This window comes from Pseudomonas sp. SCT, from assembly GCF_003864275.1.
Classification (GTDB): Bacteria; Pseudomonadota; Gammaproteobacteria; order Pseudomonadales; family Pseudomonadaceae; genus Stutzerimonas; species Stutzerimonas stutzeri_AE.
Map to the genome: position 1 here is coordinate 757,762 of NZ_BDJA01000002.1, position 24,910 is coordinate 782,671.

General features: G+C 61.7%; 27 protein-coding genes, 2 tRNA genes and 1 other RNA gene. 13 read left to right on the top strand and 17 right to left on the bottom strand.

The annotated features are described in order from the left end of the window. Positions 1–42: 42 nt before the first annotated feature. The 3 genes from htpX to BHD08_RS08190 form a co-directional block, all read right to left on the bottom strand. Positions 43–915 carry a protease HtpX gene (htpX, locus tag BHD08_RS08180; RefSeq protein WP_125021410.1) on the bottom strand — a complete coding sequence of 291 codons (873 nt, stop codon included), beginning with the start codon at positions 913–915 and terminating at the stop codon, positions 43–45. 88 nt (positions 916–1,003) lie between these two features. Continuing rightward, the gene (locus BHD08_RS08185) at positions 1,004–1,474 is read right to left on the bottom strand and encodes a hypothetical protein (RefSeq protein ID WP_125021412.1); all 471 of its coding nucleotides are present in this window, start codon (positions 1,472–1,474) and stop codon (positions 1,004–1,006) included. Between the two features lie 4 nt (positions 1,475–1,478). Then, positions 1,479–2,690, bottom strand: a complete 1,212-nt coding sequence (locus tag BHD08_RS08190; RefSeq protein WP_015276620.1) for a pyridoxal phosphate-dependent aminotransferase — start codon at positions 2,688–2,690, stop codon at positions 1,479–1,481. A gap of 190 nt (positions 2,691–2,880) precedes the next feature. On the opposite strand from BHD08_RS08190, the gene msrB reads away from it, so the two are divergent. The 3 genes from msrB to BHD08_RS08205 all read left to right on the top strand — a co-directional run bounded on the left by msrB (position 2,881) and on the right by BHD08_RS08205 (position 4,766). Continuing rightward, positions 2,881–3,279: a peptide-methionine (R)-S-oxide reductase MsrB gene (gene msrB, locus BHD08_RS08195; protein ID WP_125021414.1), complete on the top strand. Its 399-nt coding sequence runs from the start codon at positions 2,881–2,883 to the stop codon at positions 3,277–3,279. Positions 3,280–3,307: 28 nt separating this feature from the next. After that, positions 3,308–3,790: a glutathione peroxidase gene (locus BHD08_RS08200; RefSeq protein WP_125021416.1), complete on the top strand. Its 483-nt coding sequence runs from the start codon at positions 3,308–3,310 to the stop codon at positions 3,788–3,790. Positions 3,791–3,875: 85 nt separating this feature from the next. Beyond that, entirely contained in the window at positions 3,876–4,766 is an 891-nt protein-coding gene (locus tag BHD08_RS08205) for an ATP-binding protein (RefSeq protein WP_125021418.1), read from the top strand. A gap of 53 nt (positions 4,767–4,819) precedes the next feature. Here the strand turns inward: BHD08_RS08205 and BHD08_RS08210 are convergent, their stop codons facing one another. Both BHD08_RS08210 and BHD08_RS08215 read right to left on the bottom strand, forming a co-directional pair. After that, positions 4,820–5,497, bottom strand: a complete 678-nt coding sequence (locus BHD08_RS08210; protein WP_125021420.1) for a glutathione S-transferase family protein — start codon at positions 5,495–5,497, stop codon at positions 4,820–4,822. Between the two features lie 57 nt (positions 5,498–5,554). Beyond that, entirely contained in the window at positions 5,555–6,310 is a 756-nt protein-coding gene (locus tag BHD08_RS08215) for a hypothetical protein (protein WP_125021525.1), read from the bottom strand. A gap of 225 nt (positions 6,311–6,535) precedes the next feature. Between BHD08_RS08215 and BHD08_RS08220 the strand changes: the two genes are divergently transcribed. Together BHD08_RS08220 and BHD08_RS08225 are read left to right on the top strand one after the other, a co-directional pair. Next, positions 6,536–6,611: transfer RNA gene (locus tag BHD08_RS08220), tRNA-Glu, on the top strand. A 17-nt stretch (positions 6,612–6,628) separates the two neighbouring features. Then, positions 6,629–6,704 (top strand) — tRNA-Gly (locus tag BHD08_RS08225). 208 nt (positions 6,705–6,912) lie between these two features. Here BHD08_RS08225 and BHD08_RS08230 read toward each other — a convergent pair. Then, complete coding sequence (locus BHD08_RS08230; RefSeq protein ID WP_015276627.1) at positions 6,913–7,203, bottom strand: metal-sensing transcriptional repressor; 291 nt, start codon at positions 7,201–7,203, stop codon at positions 6,913–6,915. A 182-nt stretch (positions 7,204–7,385) separates the two neighbouring features. Here BHD08_RS08230 and BHD08_RS08235 point away from each other — a divergent pair, with 182 nt between their 5' ends. Genes BHD08_RS08235 through BHD08_RS08250 form a run of 4 tightly spaced genes read left to right on the top strand, consistent with a single transcriptional unit; the run spans position 7,386 to position 8,767 of the window. Next, positions 7,386–7,703 carry a helix-turn-helix transcriptional regulator gene (locus tag BHD08_RS08235; protein ID WP_015276628.1) on the top strand — a complete coding sequence of 106 codons (318 nt, stop codon included), beginning with the start codon at positions 7,386–7,388 and terminating at the stop codon, positions 7,701–7,703. Beyond that, positions 7,700–8,134, top strand: coding sequence for a YeeE/YedE family protein (locus BHD08_RS08240; RefSeq protein ID WP_015276629.1), 435 nt, complete (start codon positions 7,700–7,702; stop codon positions 8,132–8,134). Before BHD08_RS08235 ends, BHD08_RS08240 begins: the two co-directional genes overlap by 4 nt. 2 nt (positions 8,135–8,136) lie before the next feature. Continuing rightward, the gene (locus BHD08_RS08245; protein WP_015276630.1) at positions 8,137–8,556 is read left to right on the top strand and encodes a YeeE/YedE family protein; all 420 of its coding nucleotides are present in this window, start codon (positions 8,137–8,139) and stop codon (positions 8,554–8,556) included. A gap of 13 nt (positions 8,557–8,569) precedes the next feature. Further along, a complete protein-coding gene (locus BHD08_RS08250) occupies positions 8,570–8,767 on the top strand; it encodes a DUF2892 domain-containing protein (RefSeq protein ID WP_015276631.1) in 198 nt (65 codons plus the stop codon). Between the two features lie 84 nt (positions 8,768–8,851). Here the strand turns inward: BHD08_RS08250 and BHD08_RS08255 are convergent, their stop codons facing one another. From BHD08_RS08255 to BHD08_RS08285, 7 genes are all read right to left on the bottom strand, one after another. Next, positions 8,852–9,232, bottom strand: coding sequence for a rhodanese-like domain-containing protein (locus tag BHD08_RS08255; RefSeq protein WP_125021422.1), 381 nt, complete (start codon positions 9,230–9,232; stop codon positions 8,852–8,854). After that, positions 9,229–11,007, bottom strand: coding sequence for a SulP family inorganic anion transporter (locus BHD08_RS08260; protein ID WP_125021424.1), 1,779 nt, complete (start codon positions 11,005–11,007; stop codon positions 9,229–9,231). The genes BHD08_RS08255 and BHD08_RS08260 overlap by 4 nt, the downstream gene beginning before the upstream one ends. Beyond that, positions 11,004–12,752: a bifunctional protein tyrosine phosphatase family protein/NAD(P)/FAD-dependent oxidoreductase gene (locus BHD08_RS08265; protein WP_125021426.1), complete on the bottom strand. Its 1,749-nt coding sequence runs from the start codon at positions 12,750–12,752 to the stop codon at positions 11,004–11,006. Before BHD08_RS08265 ends, BHD08_RS08260 begins: the two co-directional genes overlap by 4 nt. Positions 12,753–12,773: 21 nt before the next feature. After that, entirely contained in the window at positions 12,774–13,637 is an 864-nt protein-coding gene (locus tag BHD08_RS08270; protein WP_125021428.1) for an MBL fold metallo-hydrolase, read from the bottom strand. 174 nt (positions 13,638–13,811) lie between these two features. Next, a complete protein-coding gene (locus tag BHD08_RS08275) occupies positions 13,812–14,543 on the bottom strand; it encodes an ABC transporter ATP-binding protein (RefSeq protein ID WP_125021430.1) in 732 nt (243 codons plus the stop codon). Further along, positions 14,536–15,756 (bottom strand): FtsX-like permease family protein, encoded by a 1,221-nt coding sequence (locus BHD08_RS08280; RefSeq protein WP_125021432.1) that lies wholly within the window; start codon positions 15,754–15,756, stop codon positions 14,536–14,538. Before BHD08_RS08280 ends, BHD08_RS08275 begins: the two co-directional genes overlap by 8 nt. Before the next feature lie 4 nt (positions 15,757–15,760). After that, on the bottom strand, positions 15,761–16,945 hold the full coding sequence (locus BHD08_RS08285) for an efflux RND transporter periplasmic adaptor subunit (protein WP_125021434.1): 1,185 nt from the start codon (positions 16,943–16,945) through the stop codon (positions 15,761–15,763). Between the two features lie 171 nt (positions 16,946–17,116). On the opposite strand from BHD08_RS08285, the gene BHD08_RS08290 reads away from it, so the two are divergent. Further along, entirely contained in the window at positions 17,117–18,049 is a 933-nt protein-coding gene (locus BHD08_RS08290) for a ZIP family metal transporter (protein WP_015276639.1), read from the top strand. A 14-nt stretch (positions 18,050–18,063) separates the two neighbouring features. On the opposite strand, the gene BHD08_RS08295 is transcribed toward BHD08_RS08290, so the two are convergent. From BHD08_RS08295 to BHD08_RS08305, 3 genes are all read right to left on the bottom strand, one after another. Continuing rightward, entirely contained in the window at positions 18,064–18,804 is a 741-nt protein-coding gene (locus tag BHD08_RS08295; RefSeq protein WP_125021436.1) for an OmpA family protein, read from the bottom strand. A 2-nt stretch (positions 18,805–18,806) separates the two neighbouring features. Then, entirely contained in the window at positions 18,807–19,616 is an 810-nt protein-coding gene (locus tag BHD08_RS08300) for a motility protein A (protein WP_125021438.1), read from the bottom strand. 112 nt (positions 19,617–19,728) lie between these two features. Then, positions 19,729–20,715 (bottom strand): NAD(P)/FAD-dependent oxidoreductase, encoded by a 987-nt coding sequence (locus BHD08_RS08305; protein WP_125021440.1) that lies wholly within the window; start codon positions 20,713–20,715, stop codon positions 19,729–19,731. A gap of 307 nt (positions 20,716–21,022) precedes the next feature. Between BHD08_RS08305 and ffs the strand changes: the two genes are divergently transcribed. From ffs to efp, 3 genes are all read left to right on the top strand, one after another. Beyond that, an RNA gene (ffs, locus tag BHD08_RS08310) (signal recognition particle sRNA small type) lies at positions 21,023–21,119 on the top strand. Positions 21,120–21,343: 224 nt separating this feature from the next. Further along, entirely contained in the window at positions 21,344–22,498 is a 1,155-nt protein-coding gene (earP, locus tag BHD08_RS08315; RefSeq protein WP_125021442.1) for an elongation factor P maturation arginine rhamnosyltransferase EarP, read from the top strand. Between the two features lie 149 nt (positions 22,499–22,647). Then, positions 22,648–23,214 carry an elongation factor P gene (gene efp / locus BHD08_RS08320; protein WP_015276644.1) on the top strand — a complete coding sequence of 189 codons (567 nt, stop codon included), beginning with the start codon at positions 22,648–22,650 and terminating at the stop codon, positions 23,212–23,214. A gap of 104 nt (positions 23,215–23,318) precedes the next feature. On the opposite strand, the gene BHD08_RS08325 is transcribed toward efp, so the two are convergent. Then, positions 23,319–24,767, bottom strand: coding sequence for a DASS family sodium-coupled anion symporter (locus BHD08_RS08325; RefSeq protein WP_125021444.1), 1,449 nt, complete (start codon positions 24,765–24,767; stop codon positions 23,319–23,321). Positions 24,768–24,910: the final 143 nt, after the last annotated feature.

Here is a 24,910-nt window from a genome sequence, read left to right on the forward strand (position 1 = left end):
GAAAAGGGCGACTTACGTCGCCCTTTTTCTATTCGTAGAAACTCAGCCGCGCTGGCGCAGGGCTTCGATGCGGTCTTCCAGCGAAGGATGGGTCATGAACAGTCCGGCCATGCCATGCTTCAGCGAGCCGTTGATGCCGAACGCCTTGAGCGTATCGGGCATGTGCACTGGCAGGCCTTGTTCGGCGCGCAGGCGCTGCAGGGCACCGATCATGGCGCTGGTGCCGGCCAACTGGGCGCCGGCCTCGTCGGCGCGGTACTCACGTTTACGCGAGAACCACATGACGATAATGCTGGCGAGGATGCCCAGGACCAGTTCGGCGAAGATCGTCGCGACGAAGTAGCCGATACCATGGCCGTCCTCGTTCTTGAGAATGGCCTTGTCGACGAAGTTGCCGAAGATTCGCGCGAAGAACATGACGAAGGTGTTCACCACGCCCTGGATCAGCGCCAGGGTAACCATGTCGCCATTGGCCACGTGGCCGATCTCGTGGGCCAGCACCGCACGCACTTCATCCGGGGAGAAGCGCTCGAGCAGGCCCTGGCTGACGGCTACCAGTGCGTCGTTGCGGTTCCAGCCAGTTGCGAAGGCGTTGGCCTCGTAGGCAGGGAAGATGCCGACCTCGGGCATCTTGATGCCGGCTTCACGCGACAGTTGCTCCACGGTCTGCAGCAGCCACTGCTCATGCCGGGTGCGCGGCTGACTGATGATCTCCGTGCGGGTGCTCATCTTTGCCATCCATTTGGAGATGAACAGCGAAATCAACGAACCCGCGAAGCCGAACACTGCGCAGAACACCAGCAAGCTGCCGTAGTTCTGGCCGGTGTAGCGATCGACCCCGAGTAGCTTCAGGGTGATGCTGGCGATGACCAGTACCGCAAGGTTGGTGGCCAGGAACAAGAAAATGCGCATCATGTTGCGGCAGACTCCAGGGTAGGAATTGAAGAACGATAGGCTATATAAGGTGCGCCCCTGAGCTATTCAACCGAGCGACTATTTCAAGCTATGTCGCCTGAGCGGCGAGACTGGAGTGCGGAGGTGAGTCTGGCTTGTTTTCGAACAGTAGCCGGGCCAGCTGGGCAATGCGCTCGCCATGTCCGCCCTTCAGCGCATCGCGCAGCTGATGGGCAAGGCTGGCCTGGGTGCGCAGCACGCTAGGTGGCAGGTTGTGGTCACCTGCGATGTGTCCCGGCACGGCGCGCGTCAGGCGAACAAAGCCTTTTTCGGTGAGCACTGCCTGATCCAGGGCCTGAAACTGAATGGTGCTGTCGAAGCGTATATAACCTTCATCTGCCAGCCAGAGCAGCGCGCCGAGGCAGCTCTGGTGGCGCTTGGTGGGAAGGCCGAATTCATCGGGCTCTTCCCGGCCAATCAGGTCCTCGACATATAGCGCAACCTTGCGCGGGAAGGCCTGGTAAAGCATTAGCAGGCCGGCTGCTGCATCCTTGTAGAAATCGTCGATCTGCAGGTCCATCGGGTTACTGCTGATAGGTCTTGAGGAAGTTGCCGATGCGGCCGATGGCCTGTTCCAGATCGTCCACGCGGGGCAAGGTGACCACGCGGAAATGATCCGGCCACGGCCAGTTGAACGCGGTGCCCTGAACGATCAGCAGCTTCTCGGAAAGCAGCAGGTCGAGGACGAACTTCTCATCGTTGTGGATCGGGCAGATCTTCGGGTCGATCCGAGGAAATGCGTAAAGCGCGCCCATTGGTTTGACGCAGCTGATGCCCGGAATGTCGTTGAGCAGTTCCCAGGTGCGATTGCGCTGCTCGAGCAGGCGACCCGGTGGCAGTACCAGATCGTTGATGCTCTGATATCCACCCAGTGCGGTCTGGATCGCGTGCTGCGCCGGTACGTTGGCGCACAGGCGCATGTTGGCGAGGATATCCAGGCCTTCGATGTAGCTCTGCGCTTTGTGCTTCGGCCCGGAAATCGCTACCCAGCCCGAACGGAAGCCTGCGACGCGATAGGACTTCGAAAGCCCGTTAAAGGTCAGACAGAGCACGTCCGGGGCGAGAGAGGCGGTGGAAATGTGCACCGCGTCGTCGTAGAGGATCTTGTCGTAGATCTCGTCAGAAAACAGCACCAGCTTGTGCTGGCGCGCCAGCTCCACCATGCCTTCGAGCACTTCTTTCGGGTAAACCGCACCGGTCGGGTTATTCGGATTGATCAGCACCAGGGCTTTGGTGTTCGGCGTGATCTTGGCCTTGATGTCGGCCAGGTCAGGCCACCAGTTGGCCTGCTCGTCGCAGAGATAATGCACCGGCTTGCCGCCGGCCAGACTGACCGCAGCGGTCCACAATGGGTAGTCCGGCGCAGGAATCAGCACCTCGTCGCCGTTGTTCAGCAGGGCCTGCATGGACATCACGATCAGCTCGGACACGCCGTTGCCAAGATAGATGTCTTCGATGCTGACGCCTTCCACCTGCTTCTGCTGGTAGTACTGCATGATTGCCTTGCGGGCGCTGAACAGACCTTTCGAGTCGCTGTAGCCCTGGGCGGTCGGCAGATTGCGGATCACGTCCTGGAGGATTTCCTCCGGTGCTTCGAAACCGAACGGCGCCGGGTTGCCGATGTTCAGCTTGAGGATGCGATGGCCTTCCTCTTCCAGGCGTTTGGCGTGCTTGAGCACGGGCCCACGGATGTCGTAACAGACATTGGCGAGCTTGTTCGATTTGCTGACCTGCATGATCCTGAGTGTCCCGAAGTGAAAACGTGCCAGTTCCGGAAATGGCTGGTCACGTTTGGCATGAACCCGGGCGCCTTGGCAGTCGGAAACCCCGCTGCCAGACTAGGCGTCGAAGAGGGACGCATGATACGTGCGCCCTGACCACCGGAAAAGGTACAGATCGGCCTTTTTTGAGCTGAGGAGTGTATCGATGGAAAAGTTGGAAAAACCGCTCGACGTCTGGCGCGAGGAGCTCTCCGACGAACAGTTCCAGATCTGTCGGCTGGGCGCCACCGAGCGCCCCTTCACGGGCAAGTACAACGACACCAAGACGCCAGGAATCTACCATTGCGCCTGCTGCGACGAGCCGCTGTTCGATGCGGATGCAAAGTTCGATTCCGGCTGTGGCTGGCCCAGCTATTTTCAGCCGGTCAGCGCTACGGCAATTGCCAGTCTGGATGATTTCAGCCACGGCATGCACCGGATCGAGGTGAGATGCGCGCGCTGCGATGCTCATCTTGGTCATGTGTTTCCGGATGGCCCCAAGCCAACCGGATTGCGCTACTGCATCAATTCTGCCTCCCTCAATCTGAAGCCGCGCGAGGCCTGAGTGCCTTGTCGGTCGCCTGGAGCCGCGCATGCACGATCCATTGCTGGACATTCCCTGCGTCACTATCGAGGGAGAAACGAAGACGCTGGCTGACTTCGGTGCCAAGGCGCTGCTGATAGTGAACACCGCCAGTCAGTGCGGCTTTACTCCGCAGTACAAGGGGCTTGAGGAACTGTGGCAGCGTTACGGTGAGCGCGGGCTGGTGGTGCTCGGCTTCCCTTGCAATCAGTTCGGGCGGCAGGAACCGGACGGTGAGCATGAGATTGCGGCGTTCTGCGAGCGACGCTTCGGGGTCTCCTTTCCGCTGTTCGGCAAGGTTGAAGTCAACGGTAGCGATGCCCATCCCCTGTTCATCGAACTGAAGAAACGTGCGCCTGGCTTGCTGGGAAGCAAGGCGATCAAGTGGAATTTCACCAAGTTTCTCGTTACCGATCAGGGAAAGACGGTCAGGCGCTATGCCTCGAGGACCACTCCGCAGGCGCTCGCGGAGGAGATCGAAGTGTTGCTCTGATGCCGCGATGAAAGCGAGTCGTTCTGCCTGTTCGGCATACTGTTCGGCCCGGTCATGCCGGGCCTTTTCGTTTCTGGAGTAAGCAATGGATGTCGAGTTGAAAGCCTTCCTGCTGCGCGCCGAAGATCTGTTGGCGCGCATAGAGCCGCTGCTGCCGTCCCGGCCGCCCAGCATTGATTGGGAGCGCACGCTGGCCGCACGTTGGCAGCGCGACGCACACAGTGGCTACCTGGCGCCGCTGCAGGTCAGTCTGGACATGCAGCTGGAAGACCTGATCGGTATTGATCGGCAACGCGATCTGCTCGCGGCGAACACCCGTCAGTTCGTCGACGGGCTGCCCGCCAACCATGTGCTGCTCTGGGGGGCGCGTGGCACCGGAAAGTCCTCACTGATTCGCGCCCTGTTGGCCGAGTATGCCGCGAGCGGACTGCGCCTGATCGAAATCGAGCGTGATCATCTGGCGGATCTGCCGCGAGTGGTGGAACAGCTAGCTGGGCTGCAACAGGCATTCGTGCTGTTCTGTGACGATTTGTCGTTTGAGGCGGGCGAGGGTGACTATCGAGTGCTCAAGAGCGTGCTCGACGGATCGCTGGAGCGCGCGCCAGAAAACGTTCTGCTGTATGCCACCTCCAATCGGCGGCACCTGGTTCCCGAGCGCCAGAGCGACAACGAGAACTGGCAGATGGTCGATGGTGAGCTGCACCCGAACGAGGCGGTGGAAGACAAGATTGCCTTGTCCGATCGCTTCGGGCTTTGGCTTTCGTTCTATCCGTTCACGCAGCAGCACTATCTCAGCGTGGTCCGCCACTGGATCGATTCGCTGGCAGGTAACGCACAGTTGCAGTGGAGCTGGGATGAAGCGCTGGAGAAGGATGCGATCCGCTGGGCCAGCGGGCGGGGCAATCGTAACGGCCGTTGTGCCTACCAGTACGCGCGTCAATGGGTAGGCAAACGTTTGCTGCAAGGGCAGGGGTGAAATCTCCGGCCCGCTACCGCTGAAGCAGCGGGCCGAGTTGTGCTGCTGGACTGTCAGGCTGTGACGGGCTTGCCCATTTCCTTCAGCTTGGCATTCATGCGCTGCTCGTCCGGCAGCAGGCTAGCGACCGAAGGTAGCTCCAGCATGCGTGCGTGGTGGGCGGCCAGGTTGGGCCAGCGTTGCGCGTCGAGCTGTTCACCACCATGGGCCATGTTGATCAGCTGGCAGGTTATCGCGATATCAGCCATTGAAAGACTGTCGCCAACGAAGAGCTGCTGCTGGCTGAGTTGCTTCTCCAAATAGTCGAAGTGTGGCGGGAGCTTTTCCTGCATGGCGGCCTTAACGGCCTCTTCGTTACACGGATGGCCGGAGGTCGGCTTGAGAATGCGATTACGAAAAACGGTAAAGGTGGTCAGTGGCGCCAGTTCGTAGTCTGCGTATTTTTCCAGCCAGCGTACGCGCCCGCGCTCTTGCGCATTCTTACCGTAAAGGGCTGCCGTTTCGGGATAGGTTTCCTCCAGGTACTGACAGATGACGCTCGAGTCAGCAAGGGTGCAGTCACCATCTTTTAGCGCAGGAATACGGCCGAGGGGATTGATCTCCAGATACCACTGCGGCGGTGTAAACGGCATAACCGTCTCGAGCCGGTATTCGAGCCCTTTCTCGAGCAGGCAAAGGCGCACTTTACGCACGAATGGCGAGAGGGGGACGCCAAACACGGTCATTGACATATTGTTCTCCGTGGCGGGTTGTTGCTGGTTCAATCTCGTCGACAGGTCTTCGACCCATCAGTACACGTTTTTCTTCTTCCAGAGATCTTCGTCATCGAAAGCTTTCATGCCTTCCGCCAGCTCGCTTGGCTCTTCCGCTTTCGGCCGCTCATGATTCAGTACCAACGCGTTGGAATGTTCCAATAGCGCTTCCAGCTGCTTGAGCTGCGCCTGGTAAGCAGCAGGTGCGGGTTGCCGGCGGATATGCTGGATGCCCCGCTCGAAGGCAAGGCGCGCACGCTGGGGTTGGTTTTGTTGCAGCGCGAGTCGGCCCAATCCGGTGAAGTATTCGATATGCAGTATCGCCAGCATGCGCTGGATGTCCTGCACCCAATGCTTGGCCTCGGTCTGCTTTAGCAACCCGTCCTTGGCGGCACGAACGATCTGCGCATGGAGATCTTCGAGCATGAAGCGGCTTTCCTTGGCCTGAGCCTCGGTCAGTATCTGGCGTGGTGGATTGCTTACCTGGATGGCTTCGCCTTTTGCCGCCTCGCTGCGGAGTGTCTGGATGCGCGCGCTCAGTCTGTCATTGCTTTTGTCCAGCGGCTGGAGGCGCTCGCTGAACGCCAGCTCGAGACGTGTGAGCAGCAGTTTGAGCGCGGGCGTCATCATCTGGCCCGGCAGGCCGTCGGAGAGGTCGGCGCAGCGTTGGCAGCGATCAGTGAAATCTGCACGCTTGCGCGCTTTTTCCAGATTGCTCTTTTCGACGATCTGAATGGTGTAGACGATACTGACCAGTAGAAACACACCGGCCAGGATCAATCCTGTGATCATAAGTGGAGACACTAACCGCACCTCTCGAGCCGCTGGTTTTTGGCCTGAGTGTAGTGGCTCGGCGGTGTGGCTGATAGCTCTGCTTGCCGTTTGGTTGGCACGCAAAAAAATTTTCAAACTATGCTTGACGACGTTCAGGGGGCTCCATAGAATGCGCGCCACTTGCAGCGTGAAGCACTAAGCAGAGCGCTGGAAGCCGGAATGAAGCTGAAGTTTCCGGGCAGCGTCCCCTTCGTCTAGTGGCCTAGGACACCGCCCTTTCACGGCGGTAACAGGGGTTCGAGTCCCCTAGGGGACGCCATTTTTGTTGTAAATGACGCGGGAATAGCTCAGTTGGTAGAGCACGACCTTGCCAAGGTCGGGGTCGCGAGTTCGAGTCTCGTTTCCCGCTCCAAATTCTCTTCAAGCCTTCTAGGAGGCAATGAAGATCGAGAAAGCGACCTTAGGGTCGCTTTTTCGTTTCTGCTCATGCGTACCGGAAGTGCCACCGGTGAGCATTGGCGGAATTCCGCTGCCCCGGCCATCGGCAGGGCCTTGGCCAAAGCCGCCCAGCGCATGACTCTTTCAGGGTCGGCTGTATCGTTCGGCCTGAGCCACTGACTTCAGGTGTATTTAGTGAAAATGCTGCGCACTCTGTCCAGCGTCTCACCGGTATCCTGCGCCTGGTCATGCAAAGCCTCCTCGATCAGGCAGGTCAGCATCAATCGATATGCCTTGTCCAATGCGCTACGAGCAGCCGAGAACTGCTGGGCGATCGCTTCGCAGTCTTCCCCGCGCTTGATCATTGCCTGGATACCGCGCACCTGCCCCTCGACCCTTGCGAGCCGTTTCAGCATGGCCTGCTGTTGATGCTGCAGGTCTGCAGGTTCGCTGGGCGTGGTCTGGTCATTCATGCGGCTACCTCTACATCGCAGGAGGGGAGGTGACGATGCTCCAGGATTGGAGTGTCGGCCTCGTATACGGGTAGCGGCATGCTATCGATGCCGAAGTCCGTGGCCAACTTCTTTCGACGGGCTCTTGCCTAACAATATATAAATAAATATATTGTAATTGTCTTAATCATTTTTCTGCGGCCATGACTCCCGAACTGGATATCGAGCAGCTGCGAGCCAACGCGGCTTCGGCTGGTGCGTTGCTGAAAGCACTGGCAAACCCTGACCGCCTGCTGCTGCTTTGTCAGCTGTCGCAGGGCGAACGGAACGTCACCGAACTGGAGCAGCTCCTCGGCATCCAGCAGCCGACCCTTTCGCAGCAACTTGCAGTGTTGCGGCGTGAGGGGCTTGTCGCTACCCGGCGTGAGGGCAAGCAGATCTACTACCGGATCAGCAGTTCGGAGGCACTCGCCGTGATCACCACCCTGTATCAGCTGTTTTGCGAGAGAGGGCAGCAATGAATATCGATTGGGGCAACTTCACACCCTGGACCGCACTTGCCGGCGGCGTACTGATCGGCGCGGCGGCGAGCCTTTTCGTCCTGCTCAATGGCCGTATCGCCGGCATCAGTGGCCTGCTGGCCAGCCTTCTGGATCGGGGCGCCGAGGGGCGTGGCGAAAAGCTGATATTCCTTCTCGGCGTGCTGCTCGCTCCGTTGCTATGGATGCTGTTTGGTGCCTTGCCGGTCATGGAGTTTCAGTCCGGTTGGATCGGATTGGTGGTTGCAGGGTTGCTGGTTGGTATCGGCACGCGCTATGGCGCCGGCTGCACCAGTGGTCACGGCGTATGTGGGATCTCGCGGCTATCGCCTCGCTCGATCGTCGCGACCTTGATGTTCATGGCGGCGGGCTTCGTGACCGTCTTTGTCCTGCGTCATCTGTTGGGGGGATGAACATGCGCAAACTGGCTTCGTTCGCCGCCGGACTGTTGTTTGGTCTGGGGCTGTTGCTTTCTGGGATGGCCAATCCTGCCAAGGTGATCGGTTTTCTCGATCTCGCAGGTGCGTGGGATCCCTCGCTCGCGCTGGTCATGGCTGGTGCCATCGGCACGGCGCTGGTGCCGTTCACCTGGGCCAGGAAGCGTGATCGCTCATTGCTGGATGCTCCGATGCAGCTGCCCAGCAAGCGTGAGCTCGATGGACGGCTCATCGGCGGCAGCCTGCTATTCGGGGTGGGCTGGGGGATTGCCGGCATCTGTCCGGGGCCGGCAGTTGCCGTGCTACTGAGCGGTCACTGGCAAGTGATGCTTTTCGTCGCCGCCATGCTTGGCGGGATGCTGTTGTTCTCTGCGCTGGAACGCCGGCGCATTTGCTGACCGGGAGGTCATTATGAAAGCCAACGTTGGAACCATTGATCGGACACTACGTATCGTCGTCGGTCTGGCACTCATCGGCCTGAGTCTGGCGGGGGTAATCGGTGTGTGGGGCTGGATTGGCCTGCTGCCCCTGGCCACCGGCATCTTCCGCTTCTGCCCGGCATATACGCTGCTTGGCATCAAGACGTGCAAGGCGTGCTCCAAGCCTTGAGAGGCAGAGTATTGAATCAGTAGCGCGCAAAGACAGAAAAGGCCGACAGCAATGTCGGCCTTTTTGCGTGGCCTGGCGAATGTCTCAGTCGAAGCTCGGCAGGTTGGGTTTGATGACCGGTCTGCTCGCTGCGACCCAGGCATCAAAGCCTCCGGCAATGGATTTAACGTTCAGGTAGCCCATTTGCTGTAACGACGCCGCGGCAAGAGCGGCGCGGCCGCTGGTCTTGCAGTAGAGCACGACGTGCAGGTCGCGGGCGCTCAGTTCCGGCGCGCCGCTGAGCTTGAACTCCAGCACGCCACGCGGGATGTTCAGCGCACCCTCGATATGTCCCTCGCGAAACTCGTCTGGTTCGCGTACATCGATCAGTACGTCGGCAGCTTGGATCGCGGCTTCGGCTTGGCTCATCGGTATCTCCTGGATACCAGTGCGAGCCTGTTCGACTAGATCATGGGCGCTTTTCATCCTGCGTTCTCCTGCATGCTGGAAAGATGATCACGCTGTCGCTCGACGGCGCGTTGGGTGGTCTGCGGGTCCAAAGAAAGCAACGCTTCGTACTGGCTGAGGAACACCTGGCCGCCGAAGTGCTCGAGGAAGTCGCTGCGGCGCAGCCGATCCATCACCGGTCCTTTGACTTCGGAAAGGTGCAGCTGGACGCCGGCAGCGTGAAGACGGGCGGTGATGGCTTCGAGACTTTCCAATGCGCTGGCATCGATCAGGTTTACGCCTGGACACATCAGCACCAGATGCTCGGCTTGCGGGTAGCGACCGACGAGTTCGGCGATGCGATCTTCCAGAAAACGCGCATTGGGAAAATACAGGCTTTCATCCACGCGCACCGACAGCACCGTCGGGCTCTGCACCACGGCGAAACGTTCGATATTGCGGAAGTGCTCGCTGCCGGGCAGCTGGCCAACCACGGCGACATGAGGTTGGCTGGTGCGCCAGAGAAACAGCAGCAGCGACAGCCCCACGCCGAGGATGATGCCGCTCTCCACCCCGACCAGCAGCACACCGAGCATCGTTGCAGCCATCGCCGCGGCGTCCTGGCGGGAATAGCGCCACGTTCGCCGCAGCGCGGCGAGGTCCACCAGGCTGAGCACTGCGACGATGATGGTTGCGGCCAGGACGGCATGGGGCAGGTTATGAAACAGCGGCGTGAAGAACAGTACGGTTAGGCCAATACCTGCGGCGGTTAGGGCGCCGGCCAGAGGTGTCTGGGCGCCAGCGTCGAAGTTGACCACCGAGCGGGCGAAACCGCCGGTTACCGGAAAGCCACCGCTGAGCGCCGCGGCGACATTGGCGCCACCGAGCGCAACCAGCTCCTGATTGGGTTCGATGCGCTCACGGCGTTTGGCTGCCAGGGTCTGGGCTACCGATACCGACTCGACAAAGCCGACCAGGCTGATCAGCACGGCAGCCGGCAGGAGCTGCATGGCCAGCGCCAGATCCAGCGATGGCAGGCCGAGGGATGGCAGGCCGCGGGGCACCTCTCCGACCACTCGTACACCCAGTTCGGCAAGCTGGAACACGCTGACTGCAGCGATGGCTAGAAACAGTGCGGCGACCGGGCCTATTTTGCTCAGGGTGGCGGCCATGCGCGGGGACATCCCCAGGCCGTGCAGCCACTTGGCGAGGTGGTCGCGGACCAGATAGAGAAACACCAGACTGGTTAGACCAATGGCAAGGGTTGGCAGATGCGTCTGTGGCAAGCCGGCGATCAAACCTGCAGCGAGCTCAAGCGCATTTTCGCCGGCAACGGAAATACCGAGGATGTGCTTCAGCTGTCCGAGGGCGATGAGAATCCCCGACGCGCTGATGAACCCGGAAATCACCGGATGGCTGAGAAAATTCGCCAGAAAGCCCAGCCGCAACACTGCCATGACCACCAGCACGACCCCGGACAGCATCGCCAAGAGCATGGCCGCGCCGACATATTCCGCGCTGCCGGCGGCAAACAATGGGCCCAGTGCCGCGGCGGTCATCAGCGAGACCACTGCCACCGGGCCAACGGCCAAGGTACGGCTGGTGCCGAAGAGGGTATAGGCGATCAGCGGCAACATGCTGGCGTACAGGCCAGTCACCGGAGGCAGGCCCGCGAGCATGGCGTAGGCCAGACTTTGCGGGATCAGCATCAAGGTCACGATCAGTGCGGCCAGGCTGTCCTTGGCTGCGGCCGCACGATCGTATTGCTTCGCCCATTCCAGGCATGGCAGCAAGCGGGCCAGCCGTTTCATCATGCCTTCTTCTCTTGGGTGAAGTTGCAGGCGTCAGGCGCATCAGCCGGGCGTGGCTCGAAATCCAAGTGCTTCGGCTCTGCCAGCCATTCATGCCCCTTCAGCATCATGTCGAAGTAGATTGATGGCATCCATTGCGTCTTCAGTCGCCAGGCGAGCCGTCTGGGCACCCGCGGATCGAGCGGGAAGGTCGGAAGTAGCTTCCCGCCGTAGCCGAACTCGGCCAGGATCACCTTGCCGCGCTCCACGGTCAGCGGGCAGGAACCATAGCCGTCATAGATTGCTCGCGGGCCCTTGCCGCCAAGCACGCTGAGGACATTTTCCGCCACAACCGGCGCCTGCTTGCGGACCGCGGCGGCAGTCTTGGCGTTAGGCGCAGAGCAGACATCGCCCAGGCTGAAGATATTGCCGAAGCGCGGATGGCGAAGCGTTTCATGCTCGGCTTCGAACCAGCCATCGGCGTTGCTGAGTGCGCTGTGGCGAATGAAGTCCGGCGCGTGCTGTGGCGGGACCACGTGCAACAGATCGAACTCGCGCTCCTCGGTACGGCTGTGGCCATCACTGTCGACGACGTTGAAGCTGGCCTTGCGCGCCGGGCCGTCGATCGCCGTCAGGCGATTGTTGAACTGGAGCTGTGCGCCGTAGCGTTCAACGTAGCTCATCAGCCCGGGCACGAAATCCGCTACGCCAAACAGCACGGCACCCGCGGAACAGAAGTCCACCTGGATGTCTTTCAGCACGCCTTGCCGCAGCCAGTGGTCGCATGACAGATACATGGCTTTCTGCGGCGCTCCGGCACATTTGATTGGCATCGGAGGCTGGGTGAACAGTGCCTTGCCGTGCCGCAGGCTCTGTACCAGTTGCCAGGTGTAGGGTGCTAGCTCGAAGGCGTAATTGGAGGTCACGCCGAATTTACCGAGGCTCTCGCGGGCGCCTTCGATGGCATCCCAGTCGAGGCTGAGGCCCGGGCAGACCACCAGCGCTCGATAACCGATGCGGCTGCCGTCCTCTAGCACGATCTGTTGATGTTCCGGCTCAAAGGCTTCGGCTGCTGCACGGATCCACTGCGCTTTGGCCGGAATGCAGCGGCTCATTGCGCGTTCGGTGTTGGTACGGTCGAACACACCGGCGCCCACCATCGTCCAGCCGGGCTGATAGTAATGTTGATCGCGCGGCTCGATGATCGCGATGCGCAAATCGGGATCACGCTTGAACAGGCTGGCGGTCACGGCGCAGCCGGCGGCGCCACCGCCAATCACCAGTACGTCGTACCGCGGTGTGACCGCTAATTTTCCAGCGGCCTGTAGCGGTTGGTCAGTCGCCGATTGCCAATACTGTTCCAACCGAGGCAGCAGGCCGCTGAGGTCGTAGTTCGCCTGCTGAGCGGTCTGCAGCAGGACCTGCGGATCGAGGTGGTGCGCTTCGGCCAGCGCCCACAGCGAGGCCGAGCGAGTGCCGGTCCGGCAGAACGCCAGGGCAGGGCCTTTGACCCGCTCCAGCAGCGAGCGAAATGCGGCGACATCGGCATCGCTGATCTGCCCGGATACGACAGGCAGGTGGTGGTACTCCAGTCCTGAGGCCTCGGCCGCGACACGCATGATCGCGCTGGCAGGTTGCCCTTCATCCTCGCTGTCAGGACGGTTGTTGATGACACAACGAAAACCGCTGCCTGCCAGCAGCGCCATATCTGCCGGTTGCAGTTGCGCGGCGACAGAGATGAAAGGGGTCAGTCGTTTTATTGTTTGCATGTCGACGTCCTCCAGTCCTGGCTACAGCACATCCAATGGAATTTTCAGGTAACGGGTGCCGTTGCTCTCAGGCTCTGGCAGCTCGCCGCCGCGCATGTTGATCTGCACAGAGGGCAGAATCAGCGTGGGCATGCCCAAGGTGGCATCGCGTGCGGTGCGCATGGCGACGAACTCTTCTTCAGTGATGCCAGCGTGAACGTGGACGTTGAGCTCGCGTTCGGCGGCGATGGTGGTTTCGTAGAGAAACTCCTCGCGGCCGGGGGCCTTGTAGTCATGGCACATGAAGACCCGCGTCGAATCTGGCAGGGTGAACAGCTTCTGAATGGACTGATACAGCGTGCGCGCGTCGCCGCCGGGAAAGTCGCATCGGGCGGTGCCGTAGTCGGGCATGAACAGCGTATCGCCGACGAACGCGGCGTCGCCGATCACATAAGTCATGCAGGCTGGAGTATGCCCCGGGGTATGGATGGAGTGCGCCTGTATGTTGCCGACCTGAAAGGTGTCACCGTCGTGGAACAGATGGTCGAACTGACGACCGTCCGTGGCGAACTCGCTACCGGCATTGAACAGCTTGCCGAAGGTGTCCTGCACCACTGTGATCCGGTCGCCGATCGCCAGCCGACCGCCTAGTTGCTGCTTCAGGTAAGGGGCCGCACTCAGATGGTCGGCATGCACGTGGGTTTCCAGCAGCCATTGCACCGTCAGCCCCTGGGCGCGCACATAGTCAACGAGACGCTGGGCCGTGGCGTGGGAAGTGCGACCTGAGGCCGGGTCGTAATCCAGCACCGAATCGATTACTGCGCACTGCTGGGTTACCGGGTCGCTGACTACATAGCTGTAGGTGAAGGTTGCCGGATCGAAAAAGGCTTCAACATGGGCGTTCATTGCGTATTCCTTATCCATTCTGCATACCGGTAGGGGTATCTGCGTGGAGATGATCTTAGTCCTGAATAAGGTTATATGCTTAGAATTAATAGTTATTAGTCGTTGGGCAGCGATGCGCGTCTGTTGGAGAGACCGATTGCCCAGCGCTAGAAGGGCTCCGACACAGCCTGCACTTCAGCGACTCGACGGGTTGGCTTCGTCGCTGACGATATGGCCGTCGACCAGTTGAATGGTCCTGGCACAATCCGCTGCGAGGCGCGGATCGTGAGTCACCACCAGCACCGCACAGCCGAACTGCGCGTTGATCCGGTGGAACAGCTCGAACACGCTTTGCGCAGTGCGAGTGTCGAGGTTGCCGGTCGGCTCGTCGGCCAAGAGCAGCGGAGGGCGAGTCACCAGTGCCCGGGCGATGGCGACCCGCTGTTGCTGGCCGCCGGAGATCTGCGTGGGTTTCTTGTCGGCGAAGGCGCCAAGGCCGACCTCGTCAAGCAGGCCTCGCGCCAGTTCGATATCGGCAGGCGAAGGCTTGCCGTGGCGGATCATCAGCGGCATCAGGACGTTTTCCAGGACGCTGAAGGCCGAAATCAGGTGGTGAAACTGGAACACGAAGCCGATCGCCTGATTGCGCAGGTGGGTGCGGGTTTCATCATCACTGTCGCGAGTGGCCTGGCCGAGCAGATACAACTCGCCCGAGCTGGGTGCATCGAGCAGGCCGATCAGATTAAGTAGCGTACTTTTGCCGGAACCGGATGGGCCGATCAGTGCGGCCAGTTCGCCGCGATACAGCGACAGGTCGACACCATGCAACACCTCGGTTTCCAACGGTGTGCCGACGTTGAATGCTTTGCGTACCTGGTCCAGGCGCAGGACTTCGGCCGAGTTGTGCTTGATCATGGGTTCAGACATAGCGGATCGCCACCGCCGGATCGTAACGCGCCGCGCGCCGCGCCGGCATCGCCGCGGCGAGTACGCCGGTGATTGTCGCGACCAGCATCGCCAGCGGTACCAGCGTCGGATCGACGGGGATTTCGAACAGGCGCGGCCCGAACAGATTGAATACCTGCACCAGGCCCCAGCCGACCCCACCACCGCAGGCCGAGCCGAGCAGGCCGAGCAGCCCGCCTTGCAGCAGGAAGACGCGCAGGATCTGCCCGCGCGGACTGCCCATCGCCCGCAGAATGCCGATTTCGCGGGTGCGCTGGACGACGCTTACGGCGAGCACGCTGGCGATGCCGAAGGCGACCGAGATGCCGACGAACACGCGAATCATCTCGGTGGTCATGCTTTGCGAGCTGAGCGCGTTGAGTAGCTGGCCATTGGTTTCCATCCAGCTTTCCGCGCGTAACCCGCTGAGCCGAGCCAGGCGCCGGGCAATGCGGTCTGCTTCGAAAATCTCGGCGACCGTGGTATCGATCACCGTGATGCCGCCCGGCAGGTCGAGCAACGTTTGCGCCTGCTTCAGATCCAGATAGACATAGCGCGCATCCAGCTCACGCACGCCCAGCTCGAAGATGCCGGCGATGTCCACCACCGCTTCCCGGCCTTCTCCAGCGTCCAGTCGCAGCTTGTCGCCGATGCCCAGGCCGAGATCGCGTGCCAGCTCCTTGCCGATAACCGCGTTGCCGGCACCGACCACGAAGCGTCCGGCAATCAGATCATTGGCCAGCGGGATGATGCGCTGGTAGCGCGGCGGATCGATGCCGAGCAGCGCAACCGACGCCCGCGCCACGCCGCGACGGGCGATTGCCGGGCCGCTGATCACTGGCGAAACGGCCAGGATCTGTGCGTCCTGATCGAGCACGTCGCGAATGTCCTGCCAGTTGATGATCGAGCGCAGGCGCTGTGCCCGCGGGCTCTCCAGCACGAGCGACCAGCTGTCGTCATCGCTCGGCAGAATGCGGTTGACTTCCTCCGGCGGCAGGATGCGGATATGCGCCTGGGTACCGAGGGTACGCTCGACCACGTTGGCCTGCAGCCCGGTGATCAGGGCGGTAATGAACACGATCACGGCTGAGCCAACTGCGATGCCGAAGGTGATCAGCAGCGTCTGCATGCGATTGTCCAGCAGAAAGCGCAGGGCAATCTTCCATTCGGTCCACAGCGAGTTGGCCAGGCGCATTCCGTCAGTCCTGAATGCCGTGAGGAATCGGTTGTTCCTGCACGCGCACGCGCTGACCTTCCTCGGCATCGCCGATCAACACCAGATCGCCCGTAGCCAGCCCCTCGACAACTTCGCTCAGCGCCGTGCCGAGCAAGCCCAGGCGCACGTTTACCCGTTCGACGACTCCCGCGCGGACCCGTAATACCTGCGCGCGCATACCGTCGCGCGCCCGCAGCGCATCGTTGGGCAGCACCAGGGCTTGCTCGCGGCGGCCGGTCTCGATGTTCACCGACACGGTCATGCCCTGACGCAGGAAGTCGGCGGGCTGCTCAAGGTCAAGATGAACATCGATGGTGCCGCGGGAGGTATCGACGCTTGGCGCGATGAAGCTGACCCGTGCCGGCATCACGCGCTCCGGGTAGGCATCGGCAATGATCTTCGCAGCCTGTCCCAGCGCGATCGGCGCCAGGTTCTTCTCGTCCAGGGGCAAGAGGACTTCGTTGCTACCCGTGCGGGCGATTGCCAGCAGGGTTCGGCCCGGTTGTACCAGGTCGCCGGGCTCGACATCGCGCGTCTGCACGATGCCGTCTACCTGCGCATGGATACGGGTTTTCGCCAGCGTGGCGCGAGCGGCTTCCAGTCGCTGCCGCAATACCTGCTCCTCGCTGCCGCCCTCGGCCAGGGCTGCGGCGGCAAAGCGTGCGCGGTCACGGATCGCGCGGGCGGTGAGCTCCGCTCGGCGCGCCTGCTCCAGTGGCTCGGACGCCAGCAGTTTGCGTTCGAAAAGCGTCTCGCGACGCTTCAGTTCGCGGCTTGCCTGTTCGAGGTTGTGCTGTGCTTCGCGCAGGGTCGCCTGCGCCTGTGGCCGGGTGGAGTCGATCAGCTGCTGCAGGGCCGCTTCGGCCTCGCGCAAACGGGCGCGCTGCTCATCGTCGCGCAGCTCGAGCAGCAGGTCGCCAGCCGCTACTGCGTCGCCCTCACGCACGTGGCGCGCCGAGATGACGCCGGTGATCTCGCTGCCGACCTGGGCCAGCGACTGGCTGTCCACCTCGCCGCTGGCGACTACGCGCTGTACCAGCGGGCGTGTCTCCAGGCGGTAACCGGGCAGTTCCGGCCCTTGCAATTGACGCCAGATGAACCAGGCAGCAAGAAGAACAAGCGCGAGAAGCAGCGGAAGTGTGCGGCGGATGGATTTTGCGGCGGGCACGACGGACCACTCCTGGATGCGGCCCTTGAGGGCCATCGAACGCGTCAAGCTTACGGTCATACCCGCGGGGGTACAACGCCCGCCATGATGGCCTGGGCCTATCACGACCATAGGCTCTGGGAGGCGGCTCTGCGGAGTACACTGGGCTCCCGCATCAAGGATTCTGAAATCATGGCGACCACCGTCCAAAGCCCGGCGGCCACTCTGCGTGCTGCCTGGATCGCGCAGGCGCAAGCCAACCCTTGGATCACCTTCGGTCTTGCTGCTACGGCAGTAGCGGTGCTGTTACTGCTAGTGGCGGGTACCGCTAACGCGTTGCAGAGCAGCGAATCGGCCAATGTTCGCTATGCACTGCTGGGTGGTACGGCAGGGTTCGCGGCGACCGCCGTCGGCGCTTTTCTGGCTATCGGCCTGCGGGATATCTCCACGCGTACCCAGGACAGCATGCTCGGTTTCGCGGCAGGAATGATGCTTGCGGCCAGCGCGTTCTCGCTGATTTTGCCGGGGCTGGAGGCGGGGCGTGAGCTGTTCGGCAGCGGTCCGGCCGCGGCGCTTACGGTAGTGGTAGGGCTTGGCCTGGGCGTGTTGTTGATGCTCGGTCTGGATTACTTCACTCCGCACGAGCATGAAAGCACCGGGCCGTGCGGGCCCGAGTGCGAGCGGCTCAACCGCGTGTGGCTGTTCGTGCTCGCCATTGCTCTGCACAACATTCCCGAAGGCATGGCCATCGGCGTGAGCTTCGCCAATGGTGATCTGAGCGTCGGTCTGCCATTGACCACTGCAATCTCGATTCAGGACATTCCGGAGGGCTTGGCCGTGGCGCTGGCCTTGCGCACCACCGGCCTGTCGGCGCTCGGCTCGGTGCTGGTCGCCGCGGCGTCCGGGCTGATGGAGCCGATTGGCGCGCTGGTGGGTATCGGTATGTCCAGCGGCTTCGCGATTGCCTATCCGATCAGCCTCGGCCTGGCGGCTGGTGCCATGATCTTCGTTGTCTCCCACGAGGTTATCCCGGAAACGCATCGCAACGGTCACCAGACGCCAGCCACGTTGGGCCTGATGGTGGGTTTTGCCGTGATGATGTTCCTCGATACGGCGCTGGGCTGATCGGATGGCTGCAGTCAGGGTTGGTCCGGCGCGGTCTGCATGATCAATTCGACGCGCCGGTTGCTGGCGCGCCCGCGATCGTCGCCGTTATCAGCGATAGGACGTGTATCGGCGTAGCCGGTTGCACTCAAGCGCGTCGCCTCGATACCGGCCAGCTGCAGATAGCGCACCACGCTGCTGGCGCGGCTGGCCGAAAGCTCCCAGTTGGACGGAAAGCGTTCGGTCTGGATCGGCAAGTTGTCGGTGTGGCCTTCGACGACGATGCGATAACGATTGGCGGCGAGCGTCGGGACCAGCTGGTCGATCACGTCCAGCCCTGCATCCTCCAGCTCTGCGCGACCGGAGCCGAACAGGAGTTCGCTGCTGATCCGAAAACTGATACTGCCTTCGTTGACGATGACCTCGATATCGTCGCCCAGCGCCATGTCCGACACGACATCGCTGTCGTCAGTCTCGTCTGGCGCCGTCTCGACTGGTGGCGCCGGCACCGGTGCGATCGAGGGAATCGGTGACGCCGACATATCCAGCGCGAGGTTCGGTCCGCTTGCCGCCTGCAGCGCTGTCGAATCAAGGATCGCCTGTTCGCTCTGCCTGCCATCGCCTTTGCCGGCCATCGTCAGCATGATGACCAGCATCACCAGCAACAGCGTGAGCATGTCGAGGTAGGTGATCAGCCAGGCTTCCTGCTCCTCTTCGCGCTGCGGTTCGATATGCCATTTGGAGAAGCGGCTGCCCTGGGACGTCTGGCCATTCACGGTCATTCCTCCTGCGGCTTGCCAGGCGGCGCGGCGGGGATGCCATCGCGAATCTCGTCGTCGTGATGGGCAATAAAGGATTTGAGCGTTTCGCGCATGTAGGCCGGGCTGCGGCGGTTACACATCATCGAGATGCCCTGCATTACCAGGTTCATCAATGCCACGCGCTGTTCGGTGCGCCGCTCGAGCTTCACGGCGACCGGCTTGAGGATCAGGTTGGCCAGCAGCACGCCGTAGAAGGTCGTCATCAGCGCGATGGCCAGGCTGCGACCGATCAGGTCCATGTCGCCGCTGCCAAGCATGAACATCAGGTTGATCAGCCCAACCAGCGTGCCGATCATGCCGAAGGCCGGGGCATAGCTGGCCATGGCGCGGAACAGCTGTGCTTCGGCATTTTCCCTGGCGCGCAGACGCGCGATGCGCCATTGCAGGACCTCCAGAATGTCCTCTTCCGGCGTGTTGTCGATTACCAGCTGCACGCCGGTGCGCAGAAACGGGTTGCTGACTTTTTCCACGGCCTTCTCGACTGCCACCAGATCGCCGCTGATCCACAGTCGTGAGATATGCACCAGTTCGTCGAGATCCTGGCGGGTATACAGGCGTTCGTTACGCAGCACGGTCCAGAGCAGGCCGAATACCCGCGTGACTTCACGCAGCGGATAGCTGATGAAGGTCGCCGCCAGGGTGCCGACCAGCACGATGCCGAGGCTCGGCAGGTCGATGAACAGCGCTGGCTCCTTGGCTGCGAAAAGCATGACGACTGCCAGCAGGCCGATGCTCGCAAGGATGCCAATCAGGGTCGAGGGATTCATCGAGGCTCCGCTGCAAGGAGGGTCGTACGGAAAGCGCGCGATGATAACAGCTGACCGGAAGCGCGCGGCTGACCTGGGTCAGGGCAGGGCCAGCCGCTTAAGCGTGTGTCGGTTAGAGATTCTCCAGCAGTCGGCGCGCCGCTTCCTGCCCGCTTAGCCAGGCGCCTTCGACGCGGCCAGACAAACACCAGTCGCCGCAGGCATAAATGCCCAGCGTGGCATCGGCCAAAGCGTTCCATTCATGGGACTGCGCTGGTCTGGCATACAGCCAGCGATGTGCCAAGGTGAATTCCGGAGCGGGTACCACGCAATCGATCAGTTCGGCGAACGCTCCGTGCAGCCGCTCGATGACCGCCTCCTTGGACAGGTCCAGGTGCTGGCGGCTCCAGCTGCTGGTGCCGTGCAGCACCCAGGTATCAAACTCGCCATTGCGGCCTGGTTTGCTACGGTTGCGGGCGATCCAGTCCAGCGCATCGTCCTGGACGAAGCATCCTTCCAGGGTGGTATTCAGGGGCGTCGCAAAGCCGAGCGCGACGGCCCAGGTTGGCTCCATGGCAACGCTCGCCGCCACTGCTGCCAGCTTTGGCGCAGTTGCCAGCAGCGCGGCTGCCTGCGGCGCCGGGGTGGCGATGATGACCTGGCTGAACGGACCATGGCTGGCACCGGTGGCATCCACCAGCGTCCAGAACCGTTCGCCACGAAACACCTCGGTGATACGGCAACTGAACGTCACCGGTAATGCGCCAAGCAGGCCGCGGGTGATCGAGCTCATGGTCGGGGTGCCGACCCAGCGCAGCTGCTCGTCGGCGGATGGTGTCAGTTGTCCATTGCGAAACTGGTACATGCCTGGCGACCACTGGTCGACCCAGCCTTCGGTCTGCCACTGGCGCACGGCTTCGCCGAAGCGGCGATCCCTGGCGGTGAAATACTGGGCGCCCAGGTCGAGCGAGCCCGCGTCGCTGCGCTTGCTCGCCATGCGACCGCCGCTGCCCCGGCTCTTGTCGAACAAATGTACTGCCTGCCCGGCATCGTGAAGCGTACGCGCGGCGGAGAGCCCCGCGATGCCGGTCCCGATGATGGCGATTGGAGCCTTGCTCATGTTTACCTCGTGTGCTGTTGCCATCGGCTGCAAAGCGATTGTCGTGCAGCATGGTTTCATGACAAGCGTTCGATAGCGCTTGAGCCTGCTCATCCTCGAACAGACGCCAGCCTTTGGCTAGAGGCTTTCGACGCAATGCGCCACGTCATTTGACGGTTTTGCCAGTTGCTGACCGGCGGTAGGGATTGGCCAGCCATGCAGCAATTGGCCGCTGCAACGCGCAGCTTGTAGTCGGTGGTTGTAAGTTGCTGATAAGCCGGTACAATGGCGCCGCTCGCCGCCAGGCGGGTTTTGTTATGGTGGGCCCTGCCGGTCCCCTCGCAACGATCAGCCGTGAACCCGGTCAGGCCCGGAAGGGAGCAGCCGCAGCGGTGACATTGTGTGCCGGGGTGTGGCTGGTAGGGTTCACCTCCATAACGACAGTCTTGTTTTCCTCTTTCTCTGTTTGTCTGACTTCGCTGACCTTCGCAGGCTCGGGCGTATTCGCGCGTCTGGCTTATGGCGAGCAGGCCGCAGTGCTCCTTAAGCCTTGCTGTGCAGTGGGCAAGCCCGTCATCTGCCGCAACCTTGTATCCTGCGCGGCCTATCCATTGCGTCAAGTGCCGGTATTTTTTCGAGGAACATTGGTTTGTCTGTCAAAGCGAAGTGGGACATCTTCTGCGCCGTCGTGGATAACTTCGGAGACATCGGCGTTACCTGGCGGCTGGCTCGTCAGCTGGTCGCCGAGCATGGTCAGCCGGTGCGGTTATGGGTGGATGACCTGGAGACCTTTGCGCGACTCTGCCCGGCTGCCAGTGCCCATGATGAGCAGCAGACTCTTGATGGGGTAGAGGTCAGGTATTGGCCGAGTAAGTGGCCAGGCGCGGAGCCCGCCGACGTAGTGATCGAGGCGTTCGCCTGCAACCTGCCACAGGCCTATATCAATGCGATGGCAGCCAGTAGCCGGCGCGTGCTCTGGTTGAACCTCGAGTACCTGAGTGCAGAGGACTGGATCATCGGCTGCCACGCGTTACCGTCGCTGCAGGCCAACGGGCTGCAGAAGTATTTCTTCTTTCCCGGTTTCGAGGCCGATACCGGTGGCCTTATCCGCGAATCCGATCTCATGCAGCGCCGCGCCAGATTCCAGGCTGATCCCCTGCAGCAGGCCGAGTTTCTCGCCAGCCTTGGTGTCGAGAGACAGCCGGAAGCGCGGCTGCTGTCCTTGTTCGCCTATGAAAATCCTGCCGTAGCGGGCTGGCTGGATGCGCTTGCCGGCGATACGCGCCTGAACCAATTGCTGGTGCCGGAAGGGCGTGTGCTGGGCGATGTCGCGGCCTGGCTCGGCGTGCCGAACGTACAGGCGGGGGACCATCATCAGCGTGGCAGTCTGCAGATATCCATCGTGCCGTTCATGACCCAGGATGAATACGACCTGTTGCTCTGGAGCTGCGATTTCAACGCAGTGCGTGGCGAAGAGTCCTTCATTCGCGCCCAATGGGCCGGACGTCCTTTGGTGTGGCACATCTATCCGCAGGAAGACGATGCGCACTGGGACAAGCTCAATGCGTTCCTCGACCTGTACGCCCATGGTTCGCCGCCTGCGGTTGAGGAAGCGCTGCGTGGCTTCTGGCGTGCCTGGAACGCTGGAGAGGGCGCCGGCGAAGCCTGGACTGCACTGCTACGCCAGTACCCCGCGTTGCTCGAGCGCGCCGAAGGCTGGACCCATGAGCAGGTGGCCAATGGTGATCTGGCGGGCAAGCTGGTGTTCTTCTACGCGGATTGGTTCGGCTCCGTTCACGGTTAGTTCGTCGCTCGGGCGATCATCGCGCCGCCTTTGCGAAACGCCGCTGACCCTGCGTCACCTCGCGCAGCAACGCGGCTTGCGACAAAACGGGAACAGCCCCTATGATACGCGGCCTGTTTTTTGTCTCTAATTCCCTTCGGATATTTCGTATGAAAACCGCACAAGAGTTCCGTGCCGGCCAGGTGGCCATCATCAACGGCGCACCCTGGGTCATCCAGAAAGCCGAGTTCAACAAGTCCGGCCGTAACAGTGCCGTGGTCAAGATGAAGCTGAAGAACCTGCTCAACGGTTCGGCTACCGAGACCGTCTACAAGGCCGACGACAAGCTGGAGCCGGTCATCCTCGAGCGTAAGGAAGTGACCTATTCCTACTTCGCCGACCCGCTGTACGTGTTCATGGACGACGAGTTCAACCAGTACGAAATCGAGAAGGAAGACCTCGAAGGCGTGATGACCTTCATCGAAGACGGCATGACCGATGTCTGCGAAGCCGTTTTCTACAACGACAAGGTGATCTCGGTTGAACTGCCGACAACCATCGTTCGTGAGATCGTCTACACCGAGCCGTCCGTACGTGGCGATACTTCGGGCAAGGTGATGAAGACTGCCCGTCTGAAGAACGGTGCCGAGCTGCAGGTTTCCGCCTTCTGCGAAATCGGCGACTCGATCGAAATCGACACCCGTACCGGCGAGTACAAGTCCCGCGTCAAGGCCTGATAGGTCTCGCAGACTTCTCGTAGAAAAGCCCGGCCTAGTGCCGGGCTTTTTGCGTTCTGGCCCCGCGCCGCTGGCGCCGGGCCTCCGATTCCTCGCGGTATCAGTCAACTCGCCCAGATCAGTCCGACCAGGCCATAGCAAAGCAGGGTCACCAGTGCGACACCGAACAGGTTGATCGCAAAGCCTGCCTTGATCATCGATTGGATGTGCATCTGGCCGGTGCCGAAGACAATGGCGTTGGGCGGTGTTGCCACCGGCATCATGAAGGCGCAGCTGGCGGCGATGGCGGCGGGGATCGCGAGCATCTCCGGCGACAGGCCCTGGGCCACGGCCAGCGCGCCCAGCAGCGGCAGGAAGGCGGCGGCCGTAGCGGTATTGGAGGTGATCTCGGTGAGGAAGGTGATTACCAGCGCCACCAGGCCGATCATCAGAATCAGCGGCAGCGCGCCAAAACCGCCGAGGCTCTGCGCGATCCACTGCGCCAGGCCGGATGCGCCGATCACGCCGGCCAGCGACAGGCCGCCGCCGAACAGCAGCAACACACCCCAGGGTGCCTTGTTGGCCTGCTCCCAGTCCATCAGGAATACGCGTTGGCGCAGATCTACCGGAATGAGGAACAGCGACAGGGCGGCGGCCATGGCAATGCTGGTGTCGTTCACGCCATTGACGTGCTCGGCCAGCAGCGGTTGAAAAATCCACGCCAGGGCGGCCAGGCTGAACACCACCGCAACCATCTTCTCGGCCTTACTCATCGGGCCAAGCGCAGCCATTTCCTTTTCCAGCATGGCACGGCTGTCGCCGCCCGATAGCGTGAAACCGCCGCGGGTCAGCCACCACCAGATGAACAACAACATGCCGAGGCTTACCGGCAGGCCCAGCAGCATCCACTGGCCGAAGCCGATGTGCACGTCGTAGTTCTCGCGCAGGAAAGCCGCCAGCAGTGCGTTCGGTGGGGTGCCGATCAGTGTGGCGATGCCGCCGACGCTTGCGGCATAGGCGATGCCGAGCAATAGCGCGATAGCGAAGCGCTCGCCGTCGCGCTTGTCGCTACCGGCCACTAGCAGGCTGATCACCGATAAGCCGATCGGCAGCATCATGATGCTGGTCGCCGTATTACTGACCCACATGCTGATGAACGCGGTGGCGATCATGAAGCCCGCGATCTGCCGGCTGGGCGCACTGCCCACCGCCAGCAGCGTCGCCAGGGCGATGCGCTTGTGCAGATTCCAGCGCTGCATCGCCAGCCCGAGCAAGAAGCCCCCGAGAAACAGAAAGATGGTCGGGTTGGCGTAGGGCGCGGTGGCTTTGGCCAGTGTGTCGATGCCGAGTACGGGGATGAGGAGGATCGGCAGCAGCGACGTGGCCGGGATCGGTATCGCCTCGGTCGACCACCAGACCGCCATCAGTGCGGCCATGCCAACGGTCAGCCAGGCAGTGCGCGAAAGGTCTGCCGGTGGCTCGGTGAGAATGCACAGCAGCAGAAGCAGTGGGCCGAGAAACAGGCCGATGGAGGCGGCGATGGCGGCCCCCTTGTTCTGGGGCGAATCGGACATGCAGCGTTTCCTCTAAGTAAGCGACTCGGCTGCGAGAGGGCGTAGGGAACCCGAGTCAAAACGTCGCAGATTCTAACAGCGATTAGTTAGCTCGCGAATTAATCGTTTTTCAGACTATTAGTCAGCTATGCAGCTCCGCCACA

Coding starts and splice junctions, on each gene's coding strand:
- htpX (WP_125021410.1), bottom strand. CDS start 915: ATGATGCGCATTTTCTTGTTCCTGGCCACCAACCTTGCGGTACTGGTC.
- BHD08_RS08185 (WP_125021412.1), bottom strand. CDS start 1,474: ATGGACCTGCAGATCGACGATTTCTACAAGGATGCAGCAGCCGGCCTG.
- BHD08_RS08190 (WP_015276620.1), bottom strand. CDS start 2,690: ATGCAGGTCAGCAAATCGAACAAGCTCGCCAATGTCTGTTACGACATC.
- msrB (WP_125021414.1), top strand. CDS start 2,881: ATGGAAAAGTTGGAAAAACCGCTCGACGTCTGGCGCGAGGAGCTCTCC.
- BHD08_RS08200 (WP_125021416.1), top strand. CDS start 3,308: ATGCACGATCCATTGCTGGACATTCCCTGCGTCACTATCGAGGGAGAA.
- BHD08_RS08205 (WP_125021418.1), top strand. CDS start 3,876: ATGGATGTCGAGTTGAAAGCCTTCCTGCTGCGCGCCGAAGATCTGTTG.
- BHD08_RS08210 (WP_125021420.1), bottom strand. CDS start 5,497: ATGTCAATGACCGTGTTTGGCGTCCCCCTCTCGCCATTCGTGCGTAAA.
- BHD08_RS08215 (WP_125021525.1), bottom strand. CDS start 6,310: ATGATCACAGGATTGATCCTGGCCGGTGTGTTTCTACTGGTCAGTATC.
- BHD08_RS08230 (WP_015276627.1), bottom strand. CDS start 7,203: ATGAATGACCAGACCACGCCCAGCGAACCTGCAGACCTGCAGCATCAA.
- BHD08_RS08235 (WP_015276628.1), top strand. CDS start 7,386: ATGACTCCCGAACTGGATATCGAGCAGCTGCGAGCCAACGCGGCTTCG.
- BHD08_RS08240 (WP_015276629.1), top strand. CDS start 7,700: ATGAATATCGATTGGGGCAACTTCACACCCTGGACCGCACTTGCCGGC.
- BHD08_RS08245 (WP_015276630.1), top strand. CDS start 8,137: ATGCGCAAACTGGCTTCGTTCGCCGCCGGACTGTTGTTTGGTCTGGGG.
- BHD08_RS08250 (WP_015276631.1), top strand. CDS start 8,570: ATGAAAGCCAACGTTGGAACCATTGATCGGACACTACGTATCGTCGTC.
- BHD08_RS08255 (WP_125021422.1), bottom strand. CDS start 9,232: ATGAAAAGCGCCCATGATCTAGTCGAACAGGCTCGCACTGGTATCCAG.
- BHD08_RS08260 (WP_125021424.1), bottom strand. CDS start 11,007: ATGATGAAACGGCTGGCCCGCTTGCTGCCATGCCTGGAATGGGCGAAG.
- BHD08_RS08265 (WP_125021426.1), bottom strand. CDS start 12,752: ATGCAAACAATAAAACGACTGACCCCTTTCATCTCTGTCGCCGCGCAA.
- BHD08_RS08270 (WP_125021428.1), bottom strand. CDS start 13,637: ATGAACGCCCATGTTGAAGCCTTTTTCGATCCGGCAACCTTCACCTAC.
- BHD08_RS08275 (WP_125021430.1), bottom strand. CDS start 14,543: ATGTCTGAACCCATGATCAAGCACAACTCGGCCGAAGTCCTGCGCCTG.
- BHD08_RS08280 (WP_125021432.1), bottom strand. CDS start 15,756: ATGCGCCTGGCCAACTCGCTGTGGACCGAATGGAAGATTGCCCTGCGC.
- BHD08_RS08290 (WP_015276639.1), top strand. CDS start 17,117: ATGGCGACCACCGTCCAAAGCCCGGCGGCCACTCTGCGTGCTGCCTGG.
- BHD08_RS08300 (WP_125021438.1), bottom strand. CDS start 19,616: ATGAATCCCTCGACCCTGATTGGCATCCTTGCGAGCATCGGCCTGCTG.
- BHD08_RS08305 (WP_125021440.1), bottom strand. CDS start 20,715: ATGAGCAAGGCTCCAATCGCCATCATCGGGACCGGCATCGCGGGGCTC.
- efp (WP_015276644.1), top strand. CDS start 22,648: ATGAAAACCGCACAAGAGTTCCGTGCCGGCCAGGTGGCCATCATCAAC.
- BHD08_RS08325 (WP_125021444.1), bottom strand. CDS start 24,767: ATGTCCGATTCGCCCCAGAACAAGGGGGCCGCCATCGCCGCCTCCATC.